Here is a 21,483-nt window from a genome sequence, read left to right as displayed (position 1 = left end):
TGAGAGATGCCTCGCAGCCTGAAGAAGGGCCCCTTCGTCGACGGCCACCTGCTCAAGAAGGTGGACGCCGAGAACGAGAAGGGCACCCACAACGTCATCAAGACCTGGTCGCGCCGGTCCATGATCATCCCCTCGATGATCGGCCACACGATCGCGGTCCACGACGGTCGCAAGCACGTCCCGGTCTTCGTGTCCGACTCCATGGTCGGCCACAAGCTCGGTGAGTTCGCGCCGACCCGCACCTACCGCGGCCACGTCAAGGAAGACCGGAAGGGACGCCGTCGATGAGCACCACTGAGCGCAACCGCGTCAGCGCGCGCCGCGAGTCCCTCCTGGGCGACGAGCCCGGCGCGTTCGCGACCGCCCGCTTCGTGCGGATCACCCCGATGAAGGCGCGCCGCGTCATCGACCTGGTCCGCGGCCTGCCCGCCGACGAGGCGCTGACCCTGCTGCAGTTCGCGCCGCAGTCGGCCTCCGAGACCGTCTACAAGGTGCTGCAGAGCGCCGTCGCGAACGCCGCGACCACCGAGGGCCTCGCCACCGGCGACCTGGTCGTCTCGGTCGCGCGGGTCGACGAGGGCCCGACGATGAAGCGGTGGCGTCCGCGTGCGCAGGGCCGGGCCACCCGGATCAACAAGCGCACCAGCCACATCACCATCGCGGTCCAGCCGGCCGATGTCGTCGCGAAGAAGGGCAAGAAGTAATGGGTCAGAAGATCAACCCGAACGGCTTCCGCCTCGGCATCTCGACCGACCACAAGTCGCGTTGGTACGCCGACAAGCTGTACAAGTCCTACGTCGGCGAGGACGTCGCGATCCGCAAGCTGCTCAGCAAGGGCATGGAGCGGGCCGGTATCGCCAAGGTCGAGATCGAGCGCACCCGTGACCGGGTCCGCGTCGACATCCACACCGCGCGTCCCGGCATCGTCATCGGTCGCCGTGGCGCCGAGGCCGACCGCATCCGCGGCGAGCTCGAGAAGCTCACCGGCAAGCAGGTCCAGCTGAACATCCTCGAGGTCAAGAACCCCGAGATCGACGCGCAGCTGGTCGCCCAGGGTGTCGCCGAGCAGCTGTCGGGTCGCGTGCAGTTCCGCCGCGCGATGCGCAAGGCCATGCAGACCTCGATGCGTTCCGGTGCCAAGGGCATCCGGATCCAGTGCTCCGGCCGCCTCAACGGCGCCGAGATGTCGCGCACCGAGTTCTACCGCGAGGGCCGCGTCCCGCTGCACACGCTGCGTGCCGACATCGACTACGGCTTCTACGAGGCCCGCACGACCTTCGGCCGCATCGGCGTGAAGGTCTGGATCTACAAGGGCGAGGTCGCCGGCTCCCGTGCCGAGCGCCAGGCCCAGGCTGCTGCCCGCGCCGGTGTTCCCGGCCGCGGCGGCCGCCCCAGCCGTGGTGGTGACCGTCCGACCCGTGGGTCGCGCGGCGACCGCCCGAACCGCTCGGACCGCAACGCCGAGGGTGCTCCCGCCGTGGAGACCAACCCCGAGGCCGCCGCGGTGGAGCCGACCACCGGAACGGAGTCCTGACCCATGTTGATGCCGCGTCGCGTCAAGCACCGCAAGCAGCACCACCCCAAGCGGTCGGGTGCTGCCAAGGGCGGTACGTCGCTCGCGTTCGGTGACTTCGGTATCCAGGCGCTGGAGAGTGCGTACGTCACCAACCGCCAGATCGAGTCGGCCCGTATCGCGATGACCCGCCACATCAAGCGTGGCGGAAAGGTCTGGATCAACATCTACCCGGACCGCCCGCTGACCAAGAAGCCGGCCGAGACCCGCATGGGTTCCGGTAAGGGCTCGCCCGAGTGGTGGGTCGCCAACGTCAAGCCCGGCCGCGTCATGTTCGAGCTCTCCGGCGTCCCGGAGGACATCGCCCGCGAGGCCATGCGTCGTGCGATCCACAAGCTGCCCATGAAGGCCCGTTTCATCACGCGAGAGGCTGGTGAGTTCTGATGGCGAACGTCATCCGCGCCCACGAGCTGGACGAGCTCAACGACGTCGACCTGGAGGCCAAGCTCCGCGAGGCCAAGGAGGAGCTGTTCAACCTCCGCTTCCAGGCGGCGACCGGCCAGCTGGAGAGCCACGGTCGGCTCCGCACGGTCAAGAAGGACATCGCCCGGATCTACACCGTGGTGCGTGAGCGCGAGCTCGGCATCCGGACCGCCCCGGGTTCGGAGGAGGAGAACTGATGAGCGAGTCGACTGAGACCGCGCGCAACGCCCGCAAGACCCGCGAGGGTCTCGTGGTCAGCGACAAGATGGACAAGACCGTCGTCGTGTCCGTCGAGGACCGCGTCAAGCACGCTCTGTACGGCAAGGTCATGCGCCGCAACACGCGGCTCAAGGCTCACGACGAGCAGAACGACTGCGGCGTCGGCGACCGCGTCCTCATCATGGAGACCCGCCCGCTGTCGGCCACCAAGCGCTGGCGCGTGGTGGAGATCCTCGAGCGCGCGAAGTAAATCCGTTCGGCCAGGCTCAGCCCGCTCCGTCACGGGGTGAGGGACTGAGAACCGGCACGACAACCAGGAGAAATCGATGATTCAGCAGGAGTCGCGACTCAAGGTCGCCGACAACACCGGTGCCAAGGAGATCCTTTGCATCCGCGTGCTCGGCGGCTCCGGTCGTCGCTACGCCGGGATCGGTGACGTCATCGTCGCCACCGTCAAGGACGCCATTCCCGGCGGCAACGTCAAGAAGGGCGAGGTCGTCAAGGCCGTCGTCGTCCGCACCGTCAAGGAGCGTCGCCGCCCCGACGGTTCGTACATCCGCTTCGACGAGAACGCGGCGGTGATCCTCAAGAACGACGGCGAGCCCCGCGGTACCCGCATCTTCGGCCCCGTCGGCCGTGAGCTGCGTGAGAAGAAGTTCATGAAGATCATCTCGCTGGCTCCGGAGGTGCTGTGATGGCTGCCCGCAAGAAGTCCGAGCAGGTTCGCAAGAAGCCCAACCTGCGCGTCAAGAAGGGCGACACCGTCAAGGTCATCGCCGGCAAGGACAAGGGCGCCGAGGGCAAGATCATCAAGGTCCTCCGTGAGGAGGAGCGCGTGATCGTCGAGGGTGTCAACCGCATCAAGAAGCACACCAAGGTCGTCGACCAGGGTGGGCGTGCGGGCAACACCGGCGGCATCATCACCACCGAGGCCCCCATCCACGTGTCCAACGTGATGCTGGTCGAGGGTGACGGCGTCACCAAGGTCGGCTACAAGCGAGTCGACGTCACGAAGCGTCGTCCCGACGGTTCCGAGTACCCCTCGACGCGCAGCGTGCGCATCTCCCGCAAGACCGGGAAGGAGATCTGAGATGAGCGAGACCACCATCGAGAAGGTCACCCCTCGGCTCAAGACCAAGTACCGCGAGGAGATCCTCCCGGCGCTCAAGTCCGAGTTCGAGATCGCCAACGTCATGCAGGTCCCCGGTCTGGTGAAGATCGTGGTCAACATGGGTGTCGGCGAGGCTGCTCGCGACTCGAAGCTGATCGAGGGCGCCATCCGCGACCTCACCGCGATCACCGGCCAGAAGCCGGCCGTGACCAAGGCGCGCAAGTCCATCGCCCAGTTCAAGCTGCGCGAGGGCATGCCGATCGGCACGCACGTCACCCTGCGGGGCGACCGGATGTGGGAGTTCCTCGACCGCCTGCTGGCGCTCGCCCTCCCGCGCATCCGTGACTTCCGTGGTCTGTCGCCCAAGCAGTTCGACGGCCGCGGCAACTACACGTTCGGCCTGACCGAGCAGGTCATGTTCCACGAGATCGACCAGGACAAGGTCGACCGCCAGCGGGGCATGGACATCACCATCGTCACCACGGCGACCAACGACGAGCAGGGGCGCGCGCTGCTGAAGCAGCTCGGTTTCCCGTTCAAGGAGAACTGACATGGCGAAGACTGCGCTCAAGGTCAAGGCGGCCCGCAAGCCCAAGTTCGCGGTGCGCGGCTACACCCGCTGCCAGCGGTGCGGCCGGCCCAAGGCGGTCTACCGCAAGTTCGGCCTGTGCCGGATCTGCCTGCGGGAGATGGCCCACCGCGGCGAGCTGCCCGGCGTCACCAAGTCGAGCTGGTAACACCCAACCGTTGAAGGTCCACTCGCCTGAGTTGCTGAGTGGAAACCACAGCAGAAAGAACACACATCATGACGATGACTGACCCGATCGCAGACATGCTCACGCGTCTGCGCAACGCCAACCAGGCGTACCACGACGCGGTGACCATGCCGTACAGCAAGCTCAAGGAAGGCGTCGCGGAGATCCTCAAGCAGGAGGGCTACATCACCTCCTACGCGGTCGCCGACAACGAGAACGGCGTCGGCAAGCTGCTGACCGTGACCCTCAAGTACGGCCGCAACCGTGAGCGCTCGCTCGCCGGTGTGCGCCGCATCAGCAAGCCCGGTCTGCGGGTGTACGCCAAGCACACCGGTCTGCCGAAGGTTCTCGGCGGCCTGGGCGTGGCGATCATCTCGACCAGCCAGGGTCTGCTGACCGACCGCCAGGCCAACCAGAAGGGCGTGGGTGGGGAAGTCCTCGCCTACGTCTGGTGACAAGGGAAGGAGAGAGAAGAACATGTCGCGCATCGGCAAGCTCCCCGTCCCGGTCCCGGCTGGGGTCGACGTCCAGATCAACGGCTCCGACGTCACGGTCAAGGGCCCGAAGGGCACCCTGAGCCACACCGTCGTCGCTCCGATCACCGTGGAGAAGGGCGAGGGCGTCCTCGACGTCAAGCGCCCCGACGACGAGCGGCTCTCGAAGGCCTACCACGGCCTGAGCCGCACGCTCATCAACAACATGGTCATCGGTGTGACCGAGGGCTACGAGAAGAAGCTCGAGATCGTGGGCGTCGGTTACCGCGTCCTGGCCAAGGGCCCGACCCAGCTGGAGTTCCAGCTCGGCTACTCGCACCCGATCATCTTCGACGCTCCCGAGGGCATCACCTTCACGGTGGACGGCCCGACCAAGCTCGGCGTCGTCGGCATCGACAAGCAGCTGGTCGGCGAGGTCGCCGCCAACATCCGCAAGCTCCGCAAGCCCGAGCCCTACAAGGGCAAGGGCGTCCGGTACGCCGGCGAACACGTCCGTCGCAAGGTCGGAAAGGCTGGTAAGTGACCATGGCGATCACCCTCAAGCACCAGCGGAACCTCTCGGCTCGCGCCAGCTCCAAGCTGCGCCGCCAGATCCGCGGTCGCAAGAAGATCTCCGGTACCGCCGAGCGTCCGCGCCTGGTGGTCACCCGATCGAGCAAGCACATCACCGCGCAGGTCGTCGACGACCTGGTCGGCAAGACCCTCGTGTCTGCCTCGACGCTCGAGGGCGACCTGCGCGCCTTCGACGGCGACAAGACGGCCAAGGCGAAGAAGGTCGGCGAGCTCGTTGCCGCCCGCGCCAAGGAGCAGGGCGTCGAGTCGGTCGTCTTCGACCGGTCGGGCAACAAGTATCACGGTCGCATCGCGGCCCTGGCTGATGGCGCCCGCGAGGGCGGCCTGACCTTCTGACCGCGAACAGGACTGAGGAGAAATCATGAGCGGACCCCAGCGCGGACAGCGTTCGGGCGGCGACCGTGGTGGCCGTGGCGGTCGCGACGGCGGCCGTGGCGGCGCCGAGAAGAGCCAGTACGTCGAGCGCGTCGTCGCGATCAACCGCGTCGCCAAGGTCGTGAAGGGTGGTCGTCGCTTCAGCTTCACCGCCCTCGTGATCGTGGGTGACGGCGACGGTCTGGTCGGCGTCGGCTACGGCAAGGCCAAGGAAGTTCCCGCGGCGATCGCCAAGGGCGTCGAGGAGGCGAAGAAGAACTTCTTCCGCGTCCCCCGCGTCCAGGGCACGATCCCGCACCCGGTCCAGGGCGAGAAGGCCGCCGGCGTGGTGTTCCTGCGCCCGGCCGCTCCCGGTACCGGTGTGATCGCGGGTGGCCCGGTGCGTGCGGTTCTCGAGTGCGCCGGCATCCACGACGTGCTCAGCAAGTCGCTGGGCTCGTCCAACCAGATCAACATCGTGCACGCGACCGTCGCGGCGCTCCAGATGCTGGAGCAGCCCGAGTCGGTGGCCGCGCGTCGTGGTCTGCCCGTCGAGCACGTCGCCCCGGCGGCGCTGCTCAAGGCCAAGGCCGAGGGCGAGGCCGCTGCGGCCGCCGCCAAGGCCTCGGCACCTGAGGCGGTGTCCGTCTGATGGCACAGCTGAAGGTCCAGCAGACCAAGTCGAAGATCGGCGCCAAGGCCAACCAGCGTGAGACGCTGCGCAGCCTCGGTCTCAAGCGGATCGGCGACGTCGTGATCAAGGAGGACCGTCCCGAGATCCGGGGCATGGTCCACACCGTCCGTCACCTGGTGACGGTCGAGGTCGTCGGAGGCGAGTGACAATGACGCTCAAGCTGCACCACCTGCGCCCCGCGCCGGGTGCGAAGACCGCCAAGACCCGCGTGGGTCGCGGTGAGGGCTCCAAGGGCAAGACCGCCGGTCGTGGTACGAAGGGCACCAAGGCCCGCTACCAGGTCCCGGTCGCGTTCGAGGGTGGCCAGATGCCGCTGCACATGCGGCTCCCGAAGCTCAAGGGCTTCAAGAACCCCTTCAAGGTGACCTTCCAGGTCGTCAACCTCGACCGGATCAGCGCGCTGTTCCCCGAGGGTGGCGACGTCACCCCGGAGACGCTGGTCGCCAAGGGCGCCGTCCGCAAGGGCGAGCTCGTCAAGGTGCTCGGCCAGGGTGAGCTGACGGTCAAGGTGTCGGTGAGCGCGAACGCGTTCTCGGCGTCGGCCAAGGAGAAGATCGAGGGCGCCGGCGGGACCATCACGGTCCTGTGATGGCGCTGCGAGGGGCGCGTCGGTCCCGGGTGTTGCCCGGGTCTCGTCGCGCCCCTCGTGTCATCTCCACGGTCTGCCCGGCGTACCCCGCTGGGGACTGTGTGCCCCCTGTTAGGCTTCCCGCTGGCCACAAGGCCTGCGATGAGAGAAGAGGACCCGCGTGCTCACCGCGTTCGTGAACGCCTTCCGGACCCCGGACCTGCGGCGCAAGCTGCTGTTCGTCCTGATGATCATCGTCATCTTCAGGGCCGGGTCGCAGATCCCGGCACCTGGCGTGCACGTCTCCAACGTGGAGAAGTGCATCAAGGTGGTCGAGGAAGGCAGCAACGCCAGTCTCTACAGCCTGGTCAACCTGTTCTCCGGCGGAGCACTCCTCCAGCTGACGATCTTCGCGCTCGGCATCATGCCGTACATCACCGCGAGCATCATCCTGCAGCTGCTCGTCGTGGTGATCCCGCGGCTCGAGGCCCTCAAGAAGGAGGGCCAGGCGGGGCAGACCAAGATCACCCAGTACACGCGCTACCTCACCCTGGGCCTCGCGGTCCTGCAGGCCACCGGCATCGTCGCGCTCGCGCGCACCGGCAACCTGCTGCAGGGCTGTGACAGCACGCAGTACCCGTTGCTGCACAGCAACGACACCAAGACCTTCCTCGTCATGGTCGTGACCATGACCGCCGGCACGGCCGTCATCATGTGGCTCGGTGAGCTGATCACCGAGCGCGGCGTGGGCAACGGCATGTCGATCCTGATCTTCACCCAGGTCGTCGCGACCTTCCCGATCGCCCTGTGGCAGGTCAAGATCAGCCAGGGCTGGTGGACCTTCGGCATCGTCGTGGTCATCGGTCTCGTGCTCGTGGCCGCGGTCATCTTCATCGAGCAGGCGCAGCGCCGCATCCCGGTGCAGTACGCCCGCCGGATGGTCGGGCGCAAGATGTTCGGCGGCAGCTCGACGTACATCCCGCTCAAGGTCAACCAGGCCGGCATCATCCCGGTCATCTTCGCCTCGTCGCTGCTCTACCTGCCGGCGATGGCGGTCCAGTTCAACCAGGAGAACCCCAACAAGTTCATCCGGTGGGTCAACGAGTACCTCGTCGACCAGGGGCACCCGGTGCACATGGCGGCGTACTTCCTGCTGATCATCTTCTTCACCTACTTCTACGTGTCGATCACCTTCAACCCGCAAGAGGTGGCCGACAACATGAAGAAGTACGGCGGCTTCATCCCCGGGATCCGGGCGGGCAAGCCGACCCAGGACTACCTGTCCTACGTCCTGTCCCGCATCACGCTGCCGGGCGCTCTCTACCTGGGTCTGATCTCGCTCGTACCGCTGATCGCGTTCGTGCTGATCAACGCCAACCAGAACTTCCCGTTCGGTGGCACGTCCATCCTGATCATGGTCGGCGTCGCACTGGACACGGTGAAGCAGATCGAGAGCCAGCTCCAGCAGCGCAACTACGAAGGATTCCTGCGTTGAGGCTTCTGATCATGGGCCCGCCGGGCGCCGGCAAGGGCACCCAGGCGAAGGCCGTCGCCGACCACTTCGGCGTCCCGGCCATCTCCACGGGCGACATCTTCCGCGCGAACGTCGGGCAGGGCACCCCGCTGGGCGTCGAGGCGAAGCGCTACATGGACGCCGGCGAGTACGTGCCCGACGAGGTCACCAACAACATGGTGCGTGACCGGATCGCCGAGCCGGACGCGGAGAAGGGCTTCCTCCTCGACGGCTACCCGCGCACCCTGGCGCAGGTCACCGAGCTCGACAGCATGATCGACGCGACCGGCCACCGGCTCGACGCCGTGCTGTGCCTGACCGTCGACCAGGAGGCCGTCGTCGGCCGCCTGCTCAAGCGGGCCGAGATCGAGGGCCGCGCCGACGACACCGAGGACGTCATCCGCCGTCGCCTCGAGGTCTACGCCGAGGAGACCGAGCCGCTCATCGCGGTCTACGCCGAGCGCGGTCTGGTCGTCTCCGTCGACGGCATGGGCGAGATCGACGACGTCCAGCAGCGCATCTTCGACGCGCTCGACGACATCCCGCAGTCCTGACGGTATCTCTTGTTCTTCGACCAGCACCGGATCGAGATCAAGACGCCGGAGCAGGTACGCGTGATGCGTGCGGCCGGCCTCGTGGTCGGCCGCACGCTCGCACGTCTGCGTGACGCCGTCCGTCCCGGCGTCACCACGGCCGAGCTCGACGCGCTCGCCGAGCAGAGCATCCGCGAGCAGGGCGCCGTCCCGTCGTTCCTCGGGTACGGCGAGCCGCCGTTCCCCGCCAGCATCTGCGCCTCCGTCAACGACGAGGTCGTGCACGGCATCCCCGGCAGCCGCGTGCTGGCCGAGGGCGACGCCATCTCCATCGACTGCGGTGCGATCGTCTTCGACGACTCCGGGCAGGGCTGGCACGGCGACGCGGCGATCACGGTCGCCGTCGGCACCGTGCGCGACGAGGTGGCCGAGCTGATGCGCGTCACCGAGGAGTCCCTGTGGCGCGGCCTGGCCGCCGCCCGCGCCGGTGGCCGGGTCGGCGACATCTCGCACGCCGTCGCGTCGTACGTCCGCAGCCAGGGCGACTACGGCATCGTCGACGGCTACACCGGCCACGGCATCGGCACGGCCATGCACATGGAGCCCGACGTCCCCAACGAGGGACGAGCCGGACGCGGCCCCCGGCTGCGGCAGGGCACCGCGCTCGCCGTCGAGCCGATGATCAGTCTCGGCACCCACGACAGCGACGTCGCCGCCGACGACTGGACGGTCGTCACCACCGACGGCAGCTGGGCCGCCCACTACGAGCACACCTTCGCCCTCACCGAGAACGGTGTGTGGGTGCTGACCGCCGAGGACGGTGGCCGGGCCCGCCTGGAGGCTCTCGGCGTCCCGTATGGCGGCGAGGACTAGTCTGAACGCCATGGCGCGGGACCCGATCACTCCAGCGGCTCTCGCGGCCAGGCCGATGCTGTTCGCCTCCGGCGAGGAGGCGTACGTCGCGAGCTCGGTGCGGCGTAGCTCCGAGGTGCCCGACGGCGCCGACCCGGTGTGGGCCGACCAGGTCGTCGCGGAGCTCCAGCCGGGGGAGCGGGCGCTGTGCGCGCTGTCGTTCGCTGCCGGAGCACCGGGCCTCGCGCACTTCGTGACCGGCGCCGAGCACGCGCTGCAGCGCCCTGACTCCGACTCCAGCGTCGAGCGGACCTACGAGGTGACGGAGTTCCCGACGCCCGACGAGTACGCCGCGATGGTGGCCGCCGCGCTCGAGAGGATCGAGAGCGGCGACCTGCACAAGGTCGTGCTCGGCCGGTGCCTGGACGTGGTGAGCACCCCGCCGCTGGTGCCCGCCGAGATCATCGACCGGCTGCTGACCACGCGCCCGGGTCGGTACGTGTTCAGCGTGCCGCTCGAGTGCCCGACCGAGGGGGAGGGCCCGATCCTGGTCGGCGCCAGCCCCGAGCTGCTCGTGCGCCGCGAGGGCGCTGTCATCTCGTGCACCCCGCTGGCCGGCTCGGTGCCGCGCTCCAGCGACCCCGCCGAGGACGCCCGGCGCGCCGCTGACCTGCAGCAGTCGGCCAAGGACCTCGCCGAGCACGCGTTCGTCGTCGAGGCGATCGTGCACGCGCTCAAGGACGTGTGCGTCGAGATCGAGTACCCCGCCACCCCGGAGCTCCTCTCGACCGACACCGTGTGGCACCTCGCCACGCCGATCCACGCCCGCCTCGCCGACCCGGTCGACGGGCCGAGCGCGCTACGGCTGGCCCAGCTGCTCCACCCGACCCCGGCCGTGGGCGGGGTGCCCACCGCGGCGGCGAACGCGGTCATCGCCGACCTCGAGGGCGACCTGCGCGACTGGTTCGCGGGGTGTGTGGGCTGGGTCGACCGGCACGGCGACGGGGAGTTCGCGGTGACCATCCGGGCCGCCGTCATGGACGGCCCGCGGCTGAGGCTGTTCGCCGGCGCCGGCATCGTCGCCGGGTCCGACCCGGCCTCCGAGGTCCGTGAGACCGGTGCCAAGCTGGCCACGATGGCTCGGGTCACCGGCCTGCCCTGATCCCCGTCCTGATTGGACCCGCCTCCGTCGGGCGTGCGAGGATTCCGGCACCAGGGGGGAGTACTCCTTCGCTGCGGGCTCGTCATCACGAGCGGTCGAAGTCGCCCGCTCCGGTCCCGTAGGCTGCACGACGGCGTCACTGTCGGCAGCGGAAGAGACCTCGGGCGATCTGTCGACGCATCCGCCCCCTGAAGGGACACCCCTATGGACGTGACCACCCTCGAATGGACGATCACCTTCGCGGTGACCGTCGGAGTCCTGCTCTTCGACGTCTTCGTCATCGCACGTGACCCGCACGAGCCGACGATGAAGGAGTGCGCCATCGCGCTCGCCGTCTACGTCGGTGCGGCGGTGGCCTTCGGTGCCTTCATCCTGGTCCACCACGGGCACGACTACGGCATCCAGTTCTACACCGGCTGGCTGACCGAGTACTCGCTCTCGATCGACAACCTGTTCGTCTTCATCATCTTGATGTCGGCGCTCAAGGTGCCCCGCAAGTACCAGCAGGAGGCGCTGCTCGTCGGCATCGTCCTCGCGCTGGTGTTCCGCGGCATCTTCATCGCCCTCGGCTACGCGCTGATCGAGAACTTCAGCTGGATCTTCTACGCCTTCGGCGCCTTCCTGGTCTACACCGCGATCAAGCTGGTCAAGTCGTACGGCGCCCACGAGGACGAGCACCCCGAGGACAACGCGATCGTCGCCTTCACCCGGCGCCGGATGCGGGTCGGCGACAGCTGGCACGGCCTCAAGCTCTGGTACCATGAGAACGGCGAGCGCCTCGTCTCGCCGATGCTCATCGTGATCATCGCGCTCGGTGTCACCGACATCCTGTTCGCGCTCGACTCGATCCCGGCGATCTTCGGCATCACCCAGGAGCCGTACCTCGTCTTCACGGCCAACGTGTTCGCCCTGATGGGCCTGCGCCAGCTGTACTTCCTGCTCGGCGGCTTGCTGCAGAAGCTGGTCTACCTCTCGCTCGGCCTGGCCTTCATCCTCGCCTTCATCGGCGTCAAGCTGGTCCTGCACGCCCTGCACGAGAACGAGCTGCCGTTCATCAACGGCGGCGAGCACGTGGCCGTGTGGGACATCCCGTCGCTGTTCAGCCTCGGCGTGATCATCGTGACCCTGGTCGTCACGGCCGTGGCGAGCCTGTGGAAGTCCTCGCGCGGCGGCGACGACCACGTCCCCGACCACGCCGTGGCGCAGCGCGACCAGGCCGACGTCGACGACACCACCGGCCCCGACTGGCGGTGACCGCCCGCCCGGCCCGCTTGTTCACCTAGGGTGTCGGTCGTGGATCGACTCCAGGTGCAGTGGGCCGGGCAGACGCGGACCTTCGACGGGCCCCGTGTCGTCGTCGGGCGCGAGCTGGACTGCGACATCCCGGTCACCGACGCCAAGGCCTCGCGGCACCACGCGTTCCTGCAGGTCGAGGACGGCCGGTGGGTCGCGGTCGACGCGAGCAGCAACGGCACCTACGTGTCCGGCCAGAAGATCACCCGGCTGCCGCTGACCGGTGCTCCGGTCAGCCTCCACCTCGGGAGCCCGACCGGTGAGCCGGTCGTCGTCAGCGTGCTGGCGTCCGCGGTGGCCCCGCCGCCACCGCCTCCGGCGCCCGCCTCGCGCCCGCTGCCCGTCGCGGAGCCGACCCCGGTCCAGGCCTCGGCGCCTGCTCCGGCGGGGGAGTTCTGGAAGAACCTGCCGCCGCCGCAGGTGCCGGCCAGCGGGGGACCGGTCGACGCGTGGCGACCGGCCGGCGTGCTGCCTCCCGGGCAGCTGCCGCACGGCCACTCCGTCGTCCTCCCGCAACAGCTCCAGACCGGCCGGTCGCTGACGATCGGGCGTGAGCAGGGCAACGACGTCGTGCTGGCCGACCCGCTGGTCAGCCGGCACCACGCCCGGCTCGACCCGGCGACGCCGACGTCGCCGGCGGTGCTGCACGACCTCGGCTCGTTCAACGGCACGTTCGTCAACGGTCAGCGGGTGCAGGGCGCCGTCGCGCTGGCCCTCGGCTCCGAGGTCATCTTCGGCAACCAGACCTTCCGCTGGGACGGCCACCAGCTGATTGCCTCGGCGACGGCCCACGAGTTCACGCTGTACGCCGACGGGCTGACCCAGGTGGTGGCCGGTGGCAAGCGGCTGATCGAGAACATCTCGTTCAAGCTCGAGCCGCGCAGCCTGACCGCTGTCATCGGCCCCTCGGGGGCCGGGAAGTCGACGCTGCTCGGCGCGCTCACCGGCCTCAAGCCGGCCAGCCACGGCCGGGTGATCTGGCAGGGCCACGACCTCTACCAGCACTACGACCAGCTGCGCTTCCAGATCGGCCTGGTGCCGCAGCAGGACATCCTGCACCCGCAGCTGAAGGTCCGGCAGGGCCTGCGCTTCGCGGCCCAGCTCCGGCTGCCGCCCGACACCACGGCGCAGGAGTGGGACCACCGCGTGCAGACGGTCGCGCAGCAGATGCAGCTCACCGAGCGCCTGGACAACCGGATCGGCACCCAGCTCTCCGGCGGCCAGCGCAAGCGCGTCTCCATCGCCACCGAGCTGCTCACCGCACCGCCGCTGCTCTTCCTCGACGAGCCGACCTCGGGCCTGGACCCGGGCCTGGACCTCGAGGTGATGCGCCAGCTGCGCAGCCTCGCCGACGACGGCCGCGTGGTCATGGTCGTGACGCACTCGGTGCTCGCGCTCGACGTGTGCGACAACGTGCTCGTGCTCGCCCCGGGCGGCCGGATCGCCTACTTCGGGCCGCCGGACGGCGTGCTCACCCACTTCGGCAAGACCAACTACCCCGAGGTCTTCGACCTGCTCGACGACGCCGACCTGTGGCAGCGCATCCCCGTGCCGCAGCACGCCGTCGACACCTCGGCGATGCCGCAGCAGTCGTACGGCGGCGCCGTGCCCGCTCCGCCGCGCCAGTCCGTCTCGCGCCAGCTGGCCACCCTGGTCAAGCGCAACCTGGCCGTGGTGCTCGCCGACCGGCTGCTGCTCGGCATGCTCGTGCTGCTCCCGCTCATCCTCGGTGGACTGAGCCGGGTCGTCCCGGGCCACGACGGCATCTCGATCCTCGAGGCCGGCGGCAAGGTCGGCGAGGCACAGCAACGGCTGACGGTCCTGATCGTCGCGGCCTGCCTGATGGGCACCGCGCTGGCCATCAGGGAGCTGGTGGGGGAGCGGCCGATCTTCAAGCGGGAGTACGCCGTGGGCCTCTCGCCCGGCATCTACTTCACCAGCAAGGTGCTCGTCCTCGGCACCGCCGCGTTCGTCCAGGGCCTGGTCGTCACGTTCCTGGCCACCGTCGGCCTGCCGGGCGCCGACGGCACCGCCGGCACCTTCCGGGTCGCGATCGCGATCGCCGTCCTGTCCGCGGTGATGGTGGTCATCGGCCTCGCGCTGTCCGCCCTGGTCACCAGCACTGAGCAGACCATGCCCGCGCTCGTCGGCCTGGTCATGCTCCAGCTGGTGCTCTCCGGCGCCCTCTTCGAGATCGCCGGCCGCGTCCTGCTCGAGCAGATCGCCTGGCTCTCGCCGTCGCGGTGGGGGTATGCCGCCTCGGCCTCCGCGATCCAGCTCGTCGACCGGTTCGAGGGGACCGACCGCGCCGACTGGATCGCCCAGAGCGGTGCCGGGCACTACCTGATGGACCTGTTCCTGCTCTGCCTGCTCGGGGCGGGCGCGTTCGGGGTGGGACTGCTGCTCGTCCGCAGGAGCGCGACCTCCGACGACTGAGCGCTGGGCCCGACGAGAACCCTTGCGAGGGAATGTGTCGCGGGGGCGGAGGCTTGTGCTGGGTGATGTCTCTCGCGCTCTCCGTCCTCGACCTCGTCCCCGTCCGCAGCGACCAGACCACCGGCGACGCCCTCGCGGCGACCCTGGACCTGGCCCGTGCGGCCGACCGGCTCGGCTACCGCCGCTACTGGCTCGCCGAGCACCACAACATGCCGGCCGTCGCGGCGACCAACCCGCCCGTGGTCATCGGCCTCGTGGCGTCGGCGACCGAGCGGATCCGGGTCGGGTCCGGGGGAGTGATGCTGCCCAACCACGCGCCGCTGGTGGTCGCCGAGCAGTTCGCGCTGCTCGAGGCCGCGTTCCCGGGCCGGATCGACCTCGGCATCGGGCGCGCGCCCGGCGCCGACCCGGTGACCAGCTGGGCGCTGCGCCACGGCGCCGGCGGCGTCAGCGACGAGGCGGTCACCCACTTCCCGGAGTACGTCGACAACGTGCTCGCGATGATGGAGCCGGCCGGCGTCGGACTGGCGCTGCGCGGGTCCCAGCACGTCCTCAAGGCCACGCCGGCCGCGCAGTCCGTTCCCCAGATCTGGCTGCTCGGCTCCTCGGACTACTCCGCGCGCCTGGCCGCGGCCAAGGGCATGCCCTACGTCTTCGCCCACCACTTCTCCGGCTCCGGCACCGCCGAGGCGCTCGAGCTCTACCGCTCGACCTTCCAGCCGTCCCCGGAGCTGGCCGAGCCGCGCACCTTCCTCACCGTCAACGCCTCGGTCGCCGACACCGCGCAGGAGGCCCAGCGCCTGGCCCTGCCGCAGCTGCTGCAGATGCTCGCGCTGCGCACCGGGCAGCCGCTGGTCGCCCAGCGCAGCGTCGAGGACGCCGAGACCATCGTCGAGGCGGGCCTGCCCGAGGCCCACGAGAGCCTGGTCGAGGCGATGCGGCGACGCTGGGTGATCGGCGACGCCGCCGGTGCCCGGGCCGAGCTGGCCGACCTCGCGACGTCGTACGGCGTCGACGAGGTGATGGTGAACCCGGTCGGCGGCGCCTTCCGCGGCACCGACCCGCGGACCGCTCCCGCCCGGGTGCGCAGCCTGGAGCTCCTGGCCGGGTGACCCGTCGACCGGTGCCGCCGGCCTCGGGGATTGGGAGTTCGTTGACGCCAGCACATAGACTGGCGTGTCGGTCCAACGTGGGTTCCGTGTGTGGTGCACGACCCACGAGGTCCACTCGGTCGCCTGCGGGCGGTCGAGAGGTTCCCGGGCCACCGGTAGACACAACATCCCCGAGCAGATTGTGAGACATGGCGAAGAAAGAAGGCGTCATCGAGATGGAGGGCTCCGTCGTGGAGGCCCTTCCGAACGCCATGTTCCGCGTCGAGCTGAGCAACGGCCACAAGGTCCTGGCTCACATCAGCGGCAAGATGCGCCAGCACTACATCCGGATCCTCCCCGAGGACCGCGTGGTGGTGGAGCTCTCGCCGTACGACCTGTCGCGCGGCCGGATCGTCTACCGCTACAAGTGAGCCACCGCTCACCTGTTCCGCCACTAGCAAGAAAGGGCTGACATGAAGGTCAACCCGAGCGTGAAGCCGATCTGTGACAAGTGCAAGGTGATCCGTCGCCACGGCCGCGTCATGGTGATCTGCGAGAACCCGCGCCACAAGCAGCGCCAGGGCTGAGTCCCGGCGCCTGTCCCTCGGGGCAGACAACTGAACACGACAACCACGTGATCGCTTAGCCGTCGCACGACGGCGAACCACCTCCGGCGCGGATGGCCGGAGCTGGGCGCAACAGAGCAGGACAGCCCGGACGCATCACGACCACACCACCGCAACCGTTTGAAAGGAAGCCATCATGGCTCGCCTCGTCGGAGTCGACCTGCCGCGTGACAAGCGCATCGAGGTCGCACTCACCTACATCTACGGCATCGGCCGTACCCGCGCCCAGCAGCTGCTGGAGGCCACCGGCGTCAGCCCCGACCTCCGCGTCCACGAGCTGGGTGACGAGGAGCTGGTCAAGCTCCGCGACGAGATCGAGGCGAACTTCAAGATCGAGGGTGACCTCCGTCGCGAGGTTCAGGCCGACATCCGCCGCAAGATCGAGATCGGCAGCTACCAGGGTCGCCGTCACCGCATGGGCCTTCCGGTCCGCGGTCAGCGCACCAAGACCAACGCTCGTACCCGCAAGGGCCCGAAGCGCACGGTTGCCGGCAAGAAGAAGGCCAAGTGATCTGAGCCCTGCTTCGGCACAGGCTCGACACCGCCTCTCACACCGACCAGCTTTCTCAAGGAGATAACGCATGCCTCCCAAGGCTCGCGCGGGCGCCAAGAAGGTGCGCCGCAAGGAGAAGAAGAACGTCGCTCAGGGCGAGGCCCACATCAAGAGCACGTTCAACAACACGATCGTCACGATCACCGACCCGACCGGTGCGGTGATCTCGTGGGCCTCTGCCGGCACCGTCGGCTTCAAGGGCTCCCGCAAGTCCACCCCGTACGCCGCTCAGATGGCCGCCGAGGCCGCTGGCCGTCGGGCGATGGAGCACGGCATGAAGAAGATCGACGTCTTCGTCAAGGGTCCGGGTTCGGGCCGCGAGACGGCGATCCGTTCGCTGGGTGCGATCGGCCTCGAGGTCGGCACCATCCAGGACGTGACCCCCGCCCCGCACAACGGCTGCCGCCCGCCGAAGCGCCGTCGCGTCTGAGCGTCTGACCAGGACTTAGAGGAGAACTTCAATGGCCCGTTACACCGGACCCCTGACCAAGAAGTCGCGCCGTCTCGGCGTCGACCTCGTCGGCGGCGACGCTGCCTTCGAGAAGCGCCCCTACCCCCCGGGCCAGCACGGCCGCGCGCGGGTCAAGGAGAGCGAGTACCGCAACCAGCTGCAGGAGAAGCAGAAGGCCCGCTTCACCTACGGCGTGCTGGAGAAGCAGTTCCACAAGTACTACGTGGAGGCTGCCCGTCGCCAGGGCAAGACCGGCGAGAACCTGCTCCAGCTCCTCGAGTGCCGTCTCGACAACGTGGTCTACCGTGCCGGCTTCGCCCGCACCCGCCGCCACGCCCGCCAGCTGGTGACCCACGGTCACTTCCTGGTCAACGGCAAGAAGGTCGACATCCCGTCCTTCCAGGTCACCCAGTACGACATCATCGACGTGCGCGAGAAGTCGCTCGAGATGACCCCGTTCATCGTGGCTCGCGAGACCCACGGCGAGCGGATCGTCCCGGCCTGGCTCGAGGCGCTCCCGAGCCGCATGCGGATCCTGGTCCACCAGGTCCCCGTGCGCGAGCAGATCGACATGCCGATCCAGGAGCAGCTCATCGTGGAGTACTACTCCAAGAAGTGATCGCGAGCCCGTCCCGGCCGACCTCCCACGTGGAGGAGCCGGGGCGGGCATGCGTCGTCCCGCAGTCCCTCTTCTCCATCTCCGCACCACGTCTGGGTCCTCATATAGCGGTCGGCCCGGAAAGGAACGAAACAAGTGCTCATCGCACAGCGCCCCACCCTGTCGGAGGAGACCGTCGACCAGTTCCGGTCGCGCTTCGTCGTCGAGCCGCTCGAGCCCGGCTTCGGCTACACGCTCGGCAACTCGCTGCGTCGTACCCTCCTCTCGTCGATCCCCGGTGCCTCGGTCACGAGCATCAAGATCGACGGCGTCCTCCACGAGTTCTCGACCATCGAGGGCGTCAAGGAGGACGTCACCGAGATCATCCTCAACCTCAAGGGTCTCGTCGTCTCCTCCGAGCACGACGAGCCGGTCACCATGTACCTGCGCAAGTCGGGTGCCGGTGACGTCACGGGTGCCGACATCGCGCCGCCGGCCGGCGTCGAGGTCCACAACCCCGACCTGAAGATCGCCACCCTCTCCGACAACGGCAAGCTCGAGCTCGAGCTCGTCGTGGAGCGCGGCCGCGGCTACGTCTCGGCCGTCCAGAACAAGGGCGCCGACAACGAGATCGGCCGGATCCCGGTCGACTCGATCTACAGCCCGGTCCTCAAGGTGACCTACAAGGTCGAGGCCACCCGCGTCGAGCAGCGCACCGACTTCGACAAGCTCGTCATCGACGTCGAGACCAAGCCGTCCATCCTGCCCCGCGACGCGATCGCGTCGGCCGGCAAGACGCTGGTCGAGCTCTTCGGCCTGGCCCGTGAGCTCAACGTCGAGGCCGAGGGCATCGACATCGGCCCGTCGCCCGTCGACGAGCAGCTCGCCGCCGACCTCGCCCTCCCGGTCGAGGACCTGCAGCTGACCGTCCGGTCCTACAACTGCCTCAAGCGCGAGGGCATCCACACCGTGGGTGAGCTCATCAGCCGCTCGGAGCAGGACCTGCTGGACATCCGCAACTTCGGTGCGAAGTCCATCGACGAGGTCAAGGCCAAGCTCCACGAGATGGGTCTGTCCCTCAAGGACAGCGCCCCGGGCTTCGACCCGTCGGCCGCCCTGGCCAACTACTCGGACGACGAGGACGACGACGAGTCGTTCATCGAGTCCGAGGAGTTCTGATCTGATCCGTCCCGCTCGGGACAGCAACTACCCCGGTACCTGACACGGCCGGGGAGAATCGAGAGAAGCAATGCCCAAGCCCAAGAAGGGCCCCCGCCTCGGCGGTGGCGCCGCGCACCAGCGCCTCATCCTGTCGAACCTGGCCACCGCGCTCTTCGAGCACGGCCGGATCACGACCACCGAGGCCAAGGCGCGCACGCTGCGTCCGTACGCCGAGAAGCTGATCACCAAGGCGAAGAAGGCCCACCTCGGCGAGAACCCGCTGCACCAGCGCCGCGAGGTCCTCAAGGACATCCGTGACAAGGGTGTCGTGCACACCCTGTTCGCGGACATCGCGCCGACCTTCGCCGAGCGTCCGGGTGGCTACACCCGGATCACCAAGATCGGCAACCGTGCGGGCGACAACGCCCCCATGGCGGTCATCGAGCTGGTCACCGAGGCGTTCAAGCCGGCCGCGCCGACGGCTGCCAAGGCTGCTCCGGCTGCCGAGGCTCCGGTCGAGGAGGCCCCCGAGGCCGAGGTGAGCGAGGTCGAGGAGACCGAGGCCGCCGAGGTCGAGGCCCCCGAGGCCGAGGCCGAGGTCACCGAGGAGGCCGCCGAGGAGGCGCCCGCCGAGGAGTCCACCGAGGACGCCGACAAGGCCTGAGCACACGCTCTGACGACGGCCCGTCACCCGCGAGGGTGGCGGGCCGTCGTGCTTTTCCTTCTCGCTCGCGCGGCCTCCTAGACTGGAACCCATGACGATCGACCTGGGGAGCCCGCGTCTGCTCGAGGACAGCGAGCGTGAGGTGCTGCTCGCGGCCCCCCGCGGCTACTGCGCCGGTGTCGACCGTGCGGTCGTCACGGTCGAGCAGGCGCTGGACCTCTACGGCTCGCCGGTCTACGTGCGCAAGCAGATCGTCCACAACAAGCACGTCGTCGCCAACCTCGAGGCGCGGGGCGCGATCTTCGTCGAGGAGCTCGAGGAGGTGCCGGCCGGTGCGCGCGTGGTGTTCTCGGCGCACGGTGTCTCGCCGGCCGTCGTGAACGAGGCTGCCGAGCGCCGGCTGAAGACCATCGACGCCACCTGCCCGCTGGTGACGAAGGTGCACCGCGAGGCGGTCCGCTTCGCCGCCGACGGCTACACGATCCTGCTGATCGGGCACGCGGGCCACGAGGAGGTCGAGGGCACCGCGGGCGAGGCGCCCGAGCAGACCGTCCTGGTCGAGCACCCCGACGACGTGGCCAAGCTGGAGTTCCCCCCCGACGCCAAGCTCGCCTGGCTCTCGCAGACGACGCTGAGCGTCGACGAGACCATGGAGACCGTACGACGCCTCCGGGCCAAGTTCCCGCAGCTCGAGGACCCGCCCAGCGACGACATCTGCTACGCCACCCAGAACCGTCAGGTGGCCGTCAAGGAGATCGGTGCGGCCGCCGACCTGGTGATCGTGGTCGGCTCGGCCAACTCCTCCAACTCGGTGCGCCTCGTCGAGGTCGCGCTCGAGGCGGGGGCCAAGGCGTCCTACCGCATCGACGACGTGTCCGAGCTGGACGAGTCCTGGCTCGACGGCGCCGCGACCGTCAGCGTCACCTCCGGCGCGTCGGTCCCCGACCACCTCGTCACCGAGGTCCTGGCCTACCTCGCCGAGCGCGGCTACCCCGACGCCCGGGCGGTCCAGACGGCCGAGGAGACCCTGGCCTTCTCGTTGCCCAAGGAGCTGCACCGCGACCTCAAGGCCGCCGGGCGCAGCACCAAGACCGCAGTTCGCGCCTGATGGCCCGCTACCTCGACGTCCACCCGGACAACCCGCAGCCGCGCACGCTGCAGCAGATCGTCGCCGCGCTGCAGGACGACGCGCTGATCGCCTACCCGACCGACTCCGGCTACGCGCTGGGCTGCCGGATCGGCAACCGCGAGGGCCGCGACCGGATCCTGAGGATCCGGGGCCTCGACGACAAGCACCACTTCACCTTGATGTGCCGCGACTTCTCGCAGCTCGGCCAGCTGGTCCACGTCGACAACTCGGCGTTCCGGGCGATCCGGTCGGCGACGCCGGGCCCCTACACGTTCATCCTCACGGCGATGCCGGAGGTGCCGAAACGGCTGCTGCACCCGAAGAAGAAGACCGTCGGCGTGCGGATCCCCGACAACACCTTCGTGCAGGCGCTGCTCGAGGAGCTCGGTGAGCCGCTGCTCAGCTCCACCCTGATCCTGCCCGGCGAGACCGAGCCGCGGACCATGGGCTGGGAGATCAAGGAGGACCTCGACCACGAGGTCGACATCGTGGTCGAGGCCGGCGAGGTCAAGCCGGAGCCGACCACCGTCGTCGACTGGTCCGAGGGCTACCCCGAGGTGATCCGGCGCGGCGCGGGGGACCCCGACCGCTTCTAGCTGTACCCGGCCAGGACGTTGGTAGCGGCGAGCCTGGCTGAACGAACGAGAACCTCCGGGT

32 protein-coding genes are annotated in these 21,483 nt (G+C 68.9%); all 32 read left to right on the top strand.

Annotation, left to right across the window (positions count from 1 at the left end):
• Positions 1 to 6 precede the first annotated feature (6 nt).
• The 32 genes from rpsS to BJ958_RS14070 all read left to right on the top strand — a co-directional run bounded on the left by rpsS (position 7) and on the right by BJ958_RS14070 (position 21,422).
• Positions 7 to 288: a 30S ribosomal protein S19 gene (gene rpsS / locus BJ958_RS14225; protein ID WP_139621517.1), complete on the top strand. Its 282-nt coding sequence runs from the start codon at positions 7 to 9 to the stop codon at positions 286 to 288.
• Positions 285 to 704, top strand: a complete 420-nt coding sequence (gene rplV / locus BJ958_RS14220) for a 50S ribosomal protein L22 (RefSeq protein ID WP_141797580.1) — start codon at positions 285 to 287, stop codon at positions 702 to 704. The genes rpsS and rplV overlap by 4 nt, the downstream gene beginning before the upstream one ends.
• Complete coding sequence (gene rpsC, locus BJ958_RS14215; RefSeq protein WP_179727422.1) at positions 704 to 1,534, top strand: 30S ribosomal protein S3; 831 nt, start codon at positions 704 to 706, stop codon at positions 1,532 to 1,534. Before rplV ends, rpsC begins: the two co-directional genes overlap by 1 nt.
• 3 nt (positions 1,535 to 1,537) lie before the next feature.
• Complete coding sequence (gene rplP / locus BJ958_RS14210) at positions 1,538 to 1,957, top strand: 50S ribosomal protein L16 (protein ID WP_179727421.1); 420 nt, start codon at positions 1,538 to 1,540, stop codon at positions 1,955 to 1,957.
• Positions 1,957 to 2,193, top strand: coding sequence for a 50S ribosomal protein L29 (gene rpmC / locus BJ958_RS14205; RefSeq protein ID WP_028656351.1), 237 nt, complete (start codon positions 1,957 to 1,959; stop codon positions 2,191 to 2,193). Before rplP ends, rpmC begins: the two co-directional genes overlap by 1 nt.
• On the top strand, positions 2,193 to 2,465 hold the full coding sequence (rpsQ, locus tag BJ958_RS14200) for a 30S ribosomal protein S17 (RefSeq protein ID WP_179727420.1): 273 nt from the start codon (positions 2,193 to 2,195) through the stop codon (positions 2,463 to 2,465). Before rpmC ends, rpsQ begins: the two co-directional genes overlap by 1 nt.
• A 76-nt stretch (positions 2,466 to 2,541) precedes the next feature.
• On the top strand, positions 2,542 to 2,910 hold the full coding sequence (rplN, locus tag BJ958_RS14195) for a 50S ribosomal protein L14 (RefSeq protein ID WP_141797584.1): 369 nt from the start codon (positions 2,542 to 2,544) through the stop codon (positions 2,908 to 2,910).
• Positions 2,910 to 3,305, top strand: coding sequence for a 50S ribosomal protein L24 (gene rplX / locus BJ958_RS14190; RefSeq protein WP_218865757.1), 396 nt, complete (start codon positions 2,910 to 2,912; stop codon positions 3,303 to 3,305). The genes rplN and rplX overlap by 1 nt, the downstream gene beginning before the upstream one ends.
• 1 nt (position 3,306) lies before the next feature.
• Positions 3,307 to 3,876, top strand: coding sequence for a 50S ribosomal protein L5 (rplE, locus tag BJ958_RS14185; protein WP_179727419.1), 570 nt, complete (start codon positions 3,307 to 3,309; stop codon positions 3,874 to 3,876).
• Between the two features lies 1 nt (position 3,877).
• Complete coding sequence (locus BJ958_RS14180; RefSeq protein ID WP_011757321.1) at positions 3,878 to 4,063, top strand: type Z 30S ribosomal protein S14; 186 nt, start codon at positions 3,878 to 3,880, stop codon at positions 4,061 to 4,063.
• A 68-nt stretch (positions 4,064 to 4,131) separates the two neighbouring features.
• The gene (gene rpsH / locus BJ958_RS14175) at positions 4,132 to 4,536 is read left to right on the top strand and encodes a 30S ribosomal protein S8 (protein ID WP_179727418.1); all 405 of its coding nucleotides are present in this window, start codon (positions 4,132 to 4,134) and stop codon (positions 4,534 to 4,536) included.
• A gap of 22 nt (positions 4,537 to 4,558) precedes the next feature.
• Positions 4,559 to 5,098 carry a 50S ribosomal protein L6 gene (gene rplF / locus BJ958_RS14170; RefSeq protein ID WP_179727417.1) on the top strand — a complete coding sequence of 180 codons (540 nt, stop codon included), beginning with the start codon at positions 4,559 to 4,561 and terminating at the stop codon, positions 5,096 to 5,098.
• A 2-nt stretch (positions 5,099 to 5,100) separates the two neighbouring features.
• Complete coding sequence (gene rplR / locus BJ958_RS14165) at positions 5,101 to 5,484, top strand: 50S ribosomal protein L18 (RefSeq protein WP_179727416.1); 384 nt, start codon at positions 5,101 to 5,103, stop codon at positions 5,482 to 5,484.
• A gap of 25 nt (positions 5,485 to 5,509) precedes the next feature.
• The gene (gene rpsE, locus BJ958_RS14160) at positions 5,510 to 6,154 is read left to right on the top strand and encodes a 30S ribosomal protein S5 (RefSeq protein ID WP_179727415.1); all 645 of its coding nucleotides are present in this window, start codon (positions 5,510 to 5,512) and stop codon (positions 6,152 to 6,154) included.
• Positions 6,154 to 6,342, top strand: a complete 189-nt coding sequence (gene rpmD, locus BJ958_RS14155; RefSeq protein WP_179727414.1) for a 50S ribosomal protein L30 — start codon at positions 6,154 to 6,156, stop codon at positions 6,340 to 6,342. Before rpsE ends, rpmD begins: the two co-directional genes overlap by 1 nt.
• A 2-nt stretch (positions 6,343 to 6,344) precedes the next feature.
• Positions 6,345 to 6,785 carry a 50S ribosomal protein L15 gene (rplO, locus tag BJ958_RS14150; protein ID WP_179727413.1) on the top strand — a complete coding sequence of 147 codons (441 nt, stop codon included), beginning with the start codon at positions 6,345 to 6,347 and terminating at the stop codon, positions 6,783 to 6,785.
• 160 nt (positions 6,786 to 6,945) lie between these two features.
• A complete protein-coding gene (gene secY / locus BJ958_RS14145; protein ID WP_179727412.1) occupies positions 6,946 to 8,259 on the top strand; it encodes a preprotein translocase subunit SecY in 1,314 nt (437 codons plus the stop codon).
• Positions 8,256 to 8,831 carry an adenylate kinase gene (locus tag BJ958_RS14140; RefSeq protein WP_179727411.1) on the top strand — a complete coding sequence of 192 codons (576 nt, stop codon included), beginning with the start codon at positions 8,256 to 8,258 and terminating at the stop codon, positions 8,829 to 8,831. Before secY ends, BJ958_RS14140 begins: the two co-directional genes overlap by 4 nt.
• Before the next feature lie 9 nt (positions 8,832 to 8,840).
• A complete protein-coding gene (gene map / locus BJ958_RS14135) occupies positions 8,841 to 9,683 on the top strand; it encodes a type I methionyl aminopeptidase (protein ID WP_273520892.1) in 843 nt (280 codons plus the stop codon).
• 10 nt (positions 9,684 to 9,693) lie between these two features.
• Positions 9,694 to 10,824, top strand: a complete 1,131-nt coding sequence (locus tag BJ958_RS14130) for an isochorismate synthase (RefSeq protein WP_179727410.1) — start codon at positions 9,694 to 9,696, stop codon at positions 10,822 to 10,824.
• Between the two features lie 204 nt (positions 10,825 to 11,028).
• Complete coding sequence (locus tag BJ958_RS14125; protein ID WP_179727409.1) at positions 11,029 to 12,078, top strand: TerC family protein; 1,050 nt, start codon at positions 11,029 to 11,031, stop codon at positions 12,076 to 12,078.
• Between the two features lie 39 nt (positions 12,079 to 12,117).
• Positions 12,118 to 14,553 (top strand): FHA domain-containing protein, encoded by a 2,436-nt coding sequence (locus tag BJ958_RS29065; RefSeq protein WP_179727408.1) that lies wholly within the window; start codon positions 12,118 to 12,120, stop codon positions 14,551 to 14,553.
• A gap of 65 nt (positions 14,554 to 14,618) precedes the next feature.
• Entirely contained in the window at positions 14,619 to 15,665 is a 1,047-nt protein-coding gene (locus tag BJ958_RS14115; RefSeq protein ID WP_179727407.1) for an LLM class flavin-dependent oxidoreductase, read from the top strand.
• Between the two features lie 188 nt (positions 15,666 to 15,853).
• Positions 15,854 to 16,075: a translation initiation factor IF-1 gene (infA, locus tag BJ958_RS14110; RefSeq protein WP_028656368.1), complete on the top strand. Its 222-nt coding sequence runs from the start codon at positions 15,854 to 15,856 to the stop codon at positions 16,073 to 16,075.
• Positions 16,076 to 16,117: 42 nt separating this feature from the next.
• Entirely contained in the window at positions 16,118 to 16,231 is a 114-nt protein-coding gene (gene rpmJ / locus BJ958_RS14105; RefSeq protein ID WP_004008316.1) for a 50S ribosomal protein L36, read from the top strand.
• Positions 16,232 to 16,406: 175 nt separating this feature from the next.
• Entirely contained in the window at positions 16,407 to 16,781 is a 375-nt protein-coding gene (rpsM, locus tag BJ958_RS14100; RefSeq protein WP_036547929.1) for a 30S ribosomal protein S13, read from the top strand.
• Between the two features lie 70 nt (positions 16,782 to 16,851).
• Positions 16,852 to 17,253: a 30S ribosomal protein S11 gene (gene rpsK, locus BJ958_RS14095; protein ID WP_038681087.1), complete on the top strand. Its 402-nt coding sequence runs from the start codon at positions 16,852 to 16,854 to the stop codon at positions 17,251 to 17,253.
• A 31-nt stretch (positions 17,254 to 17,284) separates the two neighbouring features.
• Positions 17,285 to 17,893 carry a 30S ribosomal protein S4 gene (rpsD, locus tag BJ958_RS14090; RefSeq protein ID WP_179727406.1) on the top strand — a complete coding sequence of 203 codons (609 nt, stop codon included), beginning with the start codon at positions 17,285 to 17,287 and terminating at the stop codon, positions 17,891 to 17,893.
• Between the two features lie 135 nt (positions 17,894 to 18,028).
• On the top strand, positions 18,029 to 19,051 hold the full coding sequence (locus BJ958_RS14085; protein WP_179727405.1) for a DNA-directed RNA polymerase subunit alpha: 1,023 nt from the start codon (positions 18,029 to 18,031) through the stop codon (positions 19,049 to 19,051).
• Between the two features lie 70 nt (positions 19,052 to 19,121).
• Positions 19,122 to 19,697, top strand: coding sequence for a 50S ribosomal protein L17 (rplQ, locus tag BJ958_RS14080; RefSeq protein ID WP_179727404.1), 576 nt, complete (start codon positions 19,122 to 19,124; stop codon positions 19,695 to 19,697).
• 91 nt (positions 19,698 to 19,788) lie between these two features.
• Entirely contained in the window at positions 19,789 to 20,805 is a 1,017-nt protein-coding gene (locus BJ958_RS14075) for a 4-hydroxy-3-methylbut-2-enyl diphosphate reductase (protein ID WP_179727403.1), read from the top strand.
• Positions 20,805 to 21,422, top strand: a complete 618-nt coding sequence (locus BJ958_RS14070; protein WP_179727402.1) for an L-threonylcarbamoyladenylate synthase — start codon at positions 20,805 to 20,807, stop codon at positions 21,420 to 21,422. The genes BJ958_RS14075 and BJ958_RS14070 overlap by 1 nt, the downstream gene beginning before the upstream one ends.
• Positions 21,423 to 21,483: the final 61 nt, after the last annotated feature.

This window comes from Nocardioides kongjuensis, from assembly GCF_013409625.1.
In the GTDB taxonomy this organism is placed as follows: Bacteria; Actinomycetota; Actinomycetes; order Propionibacteriales; family Nocardioidaceae; genus Nocardioides; species Nocardioides kongjuensis.
This window is presented reverse-complemented; position numbering and strand designations above follow the sequence as displayed.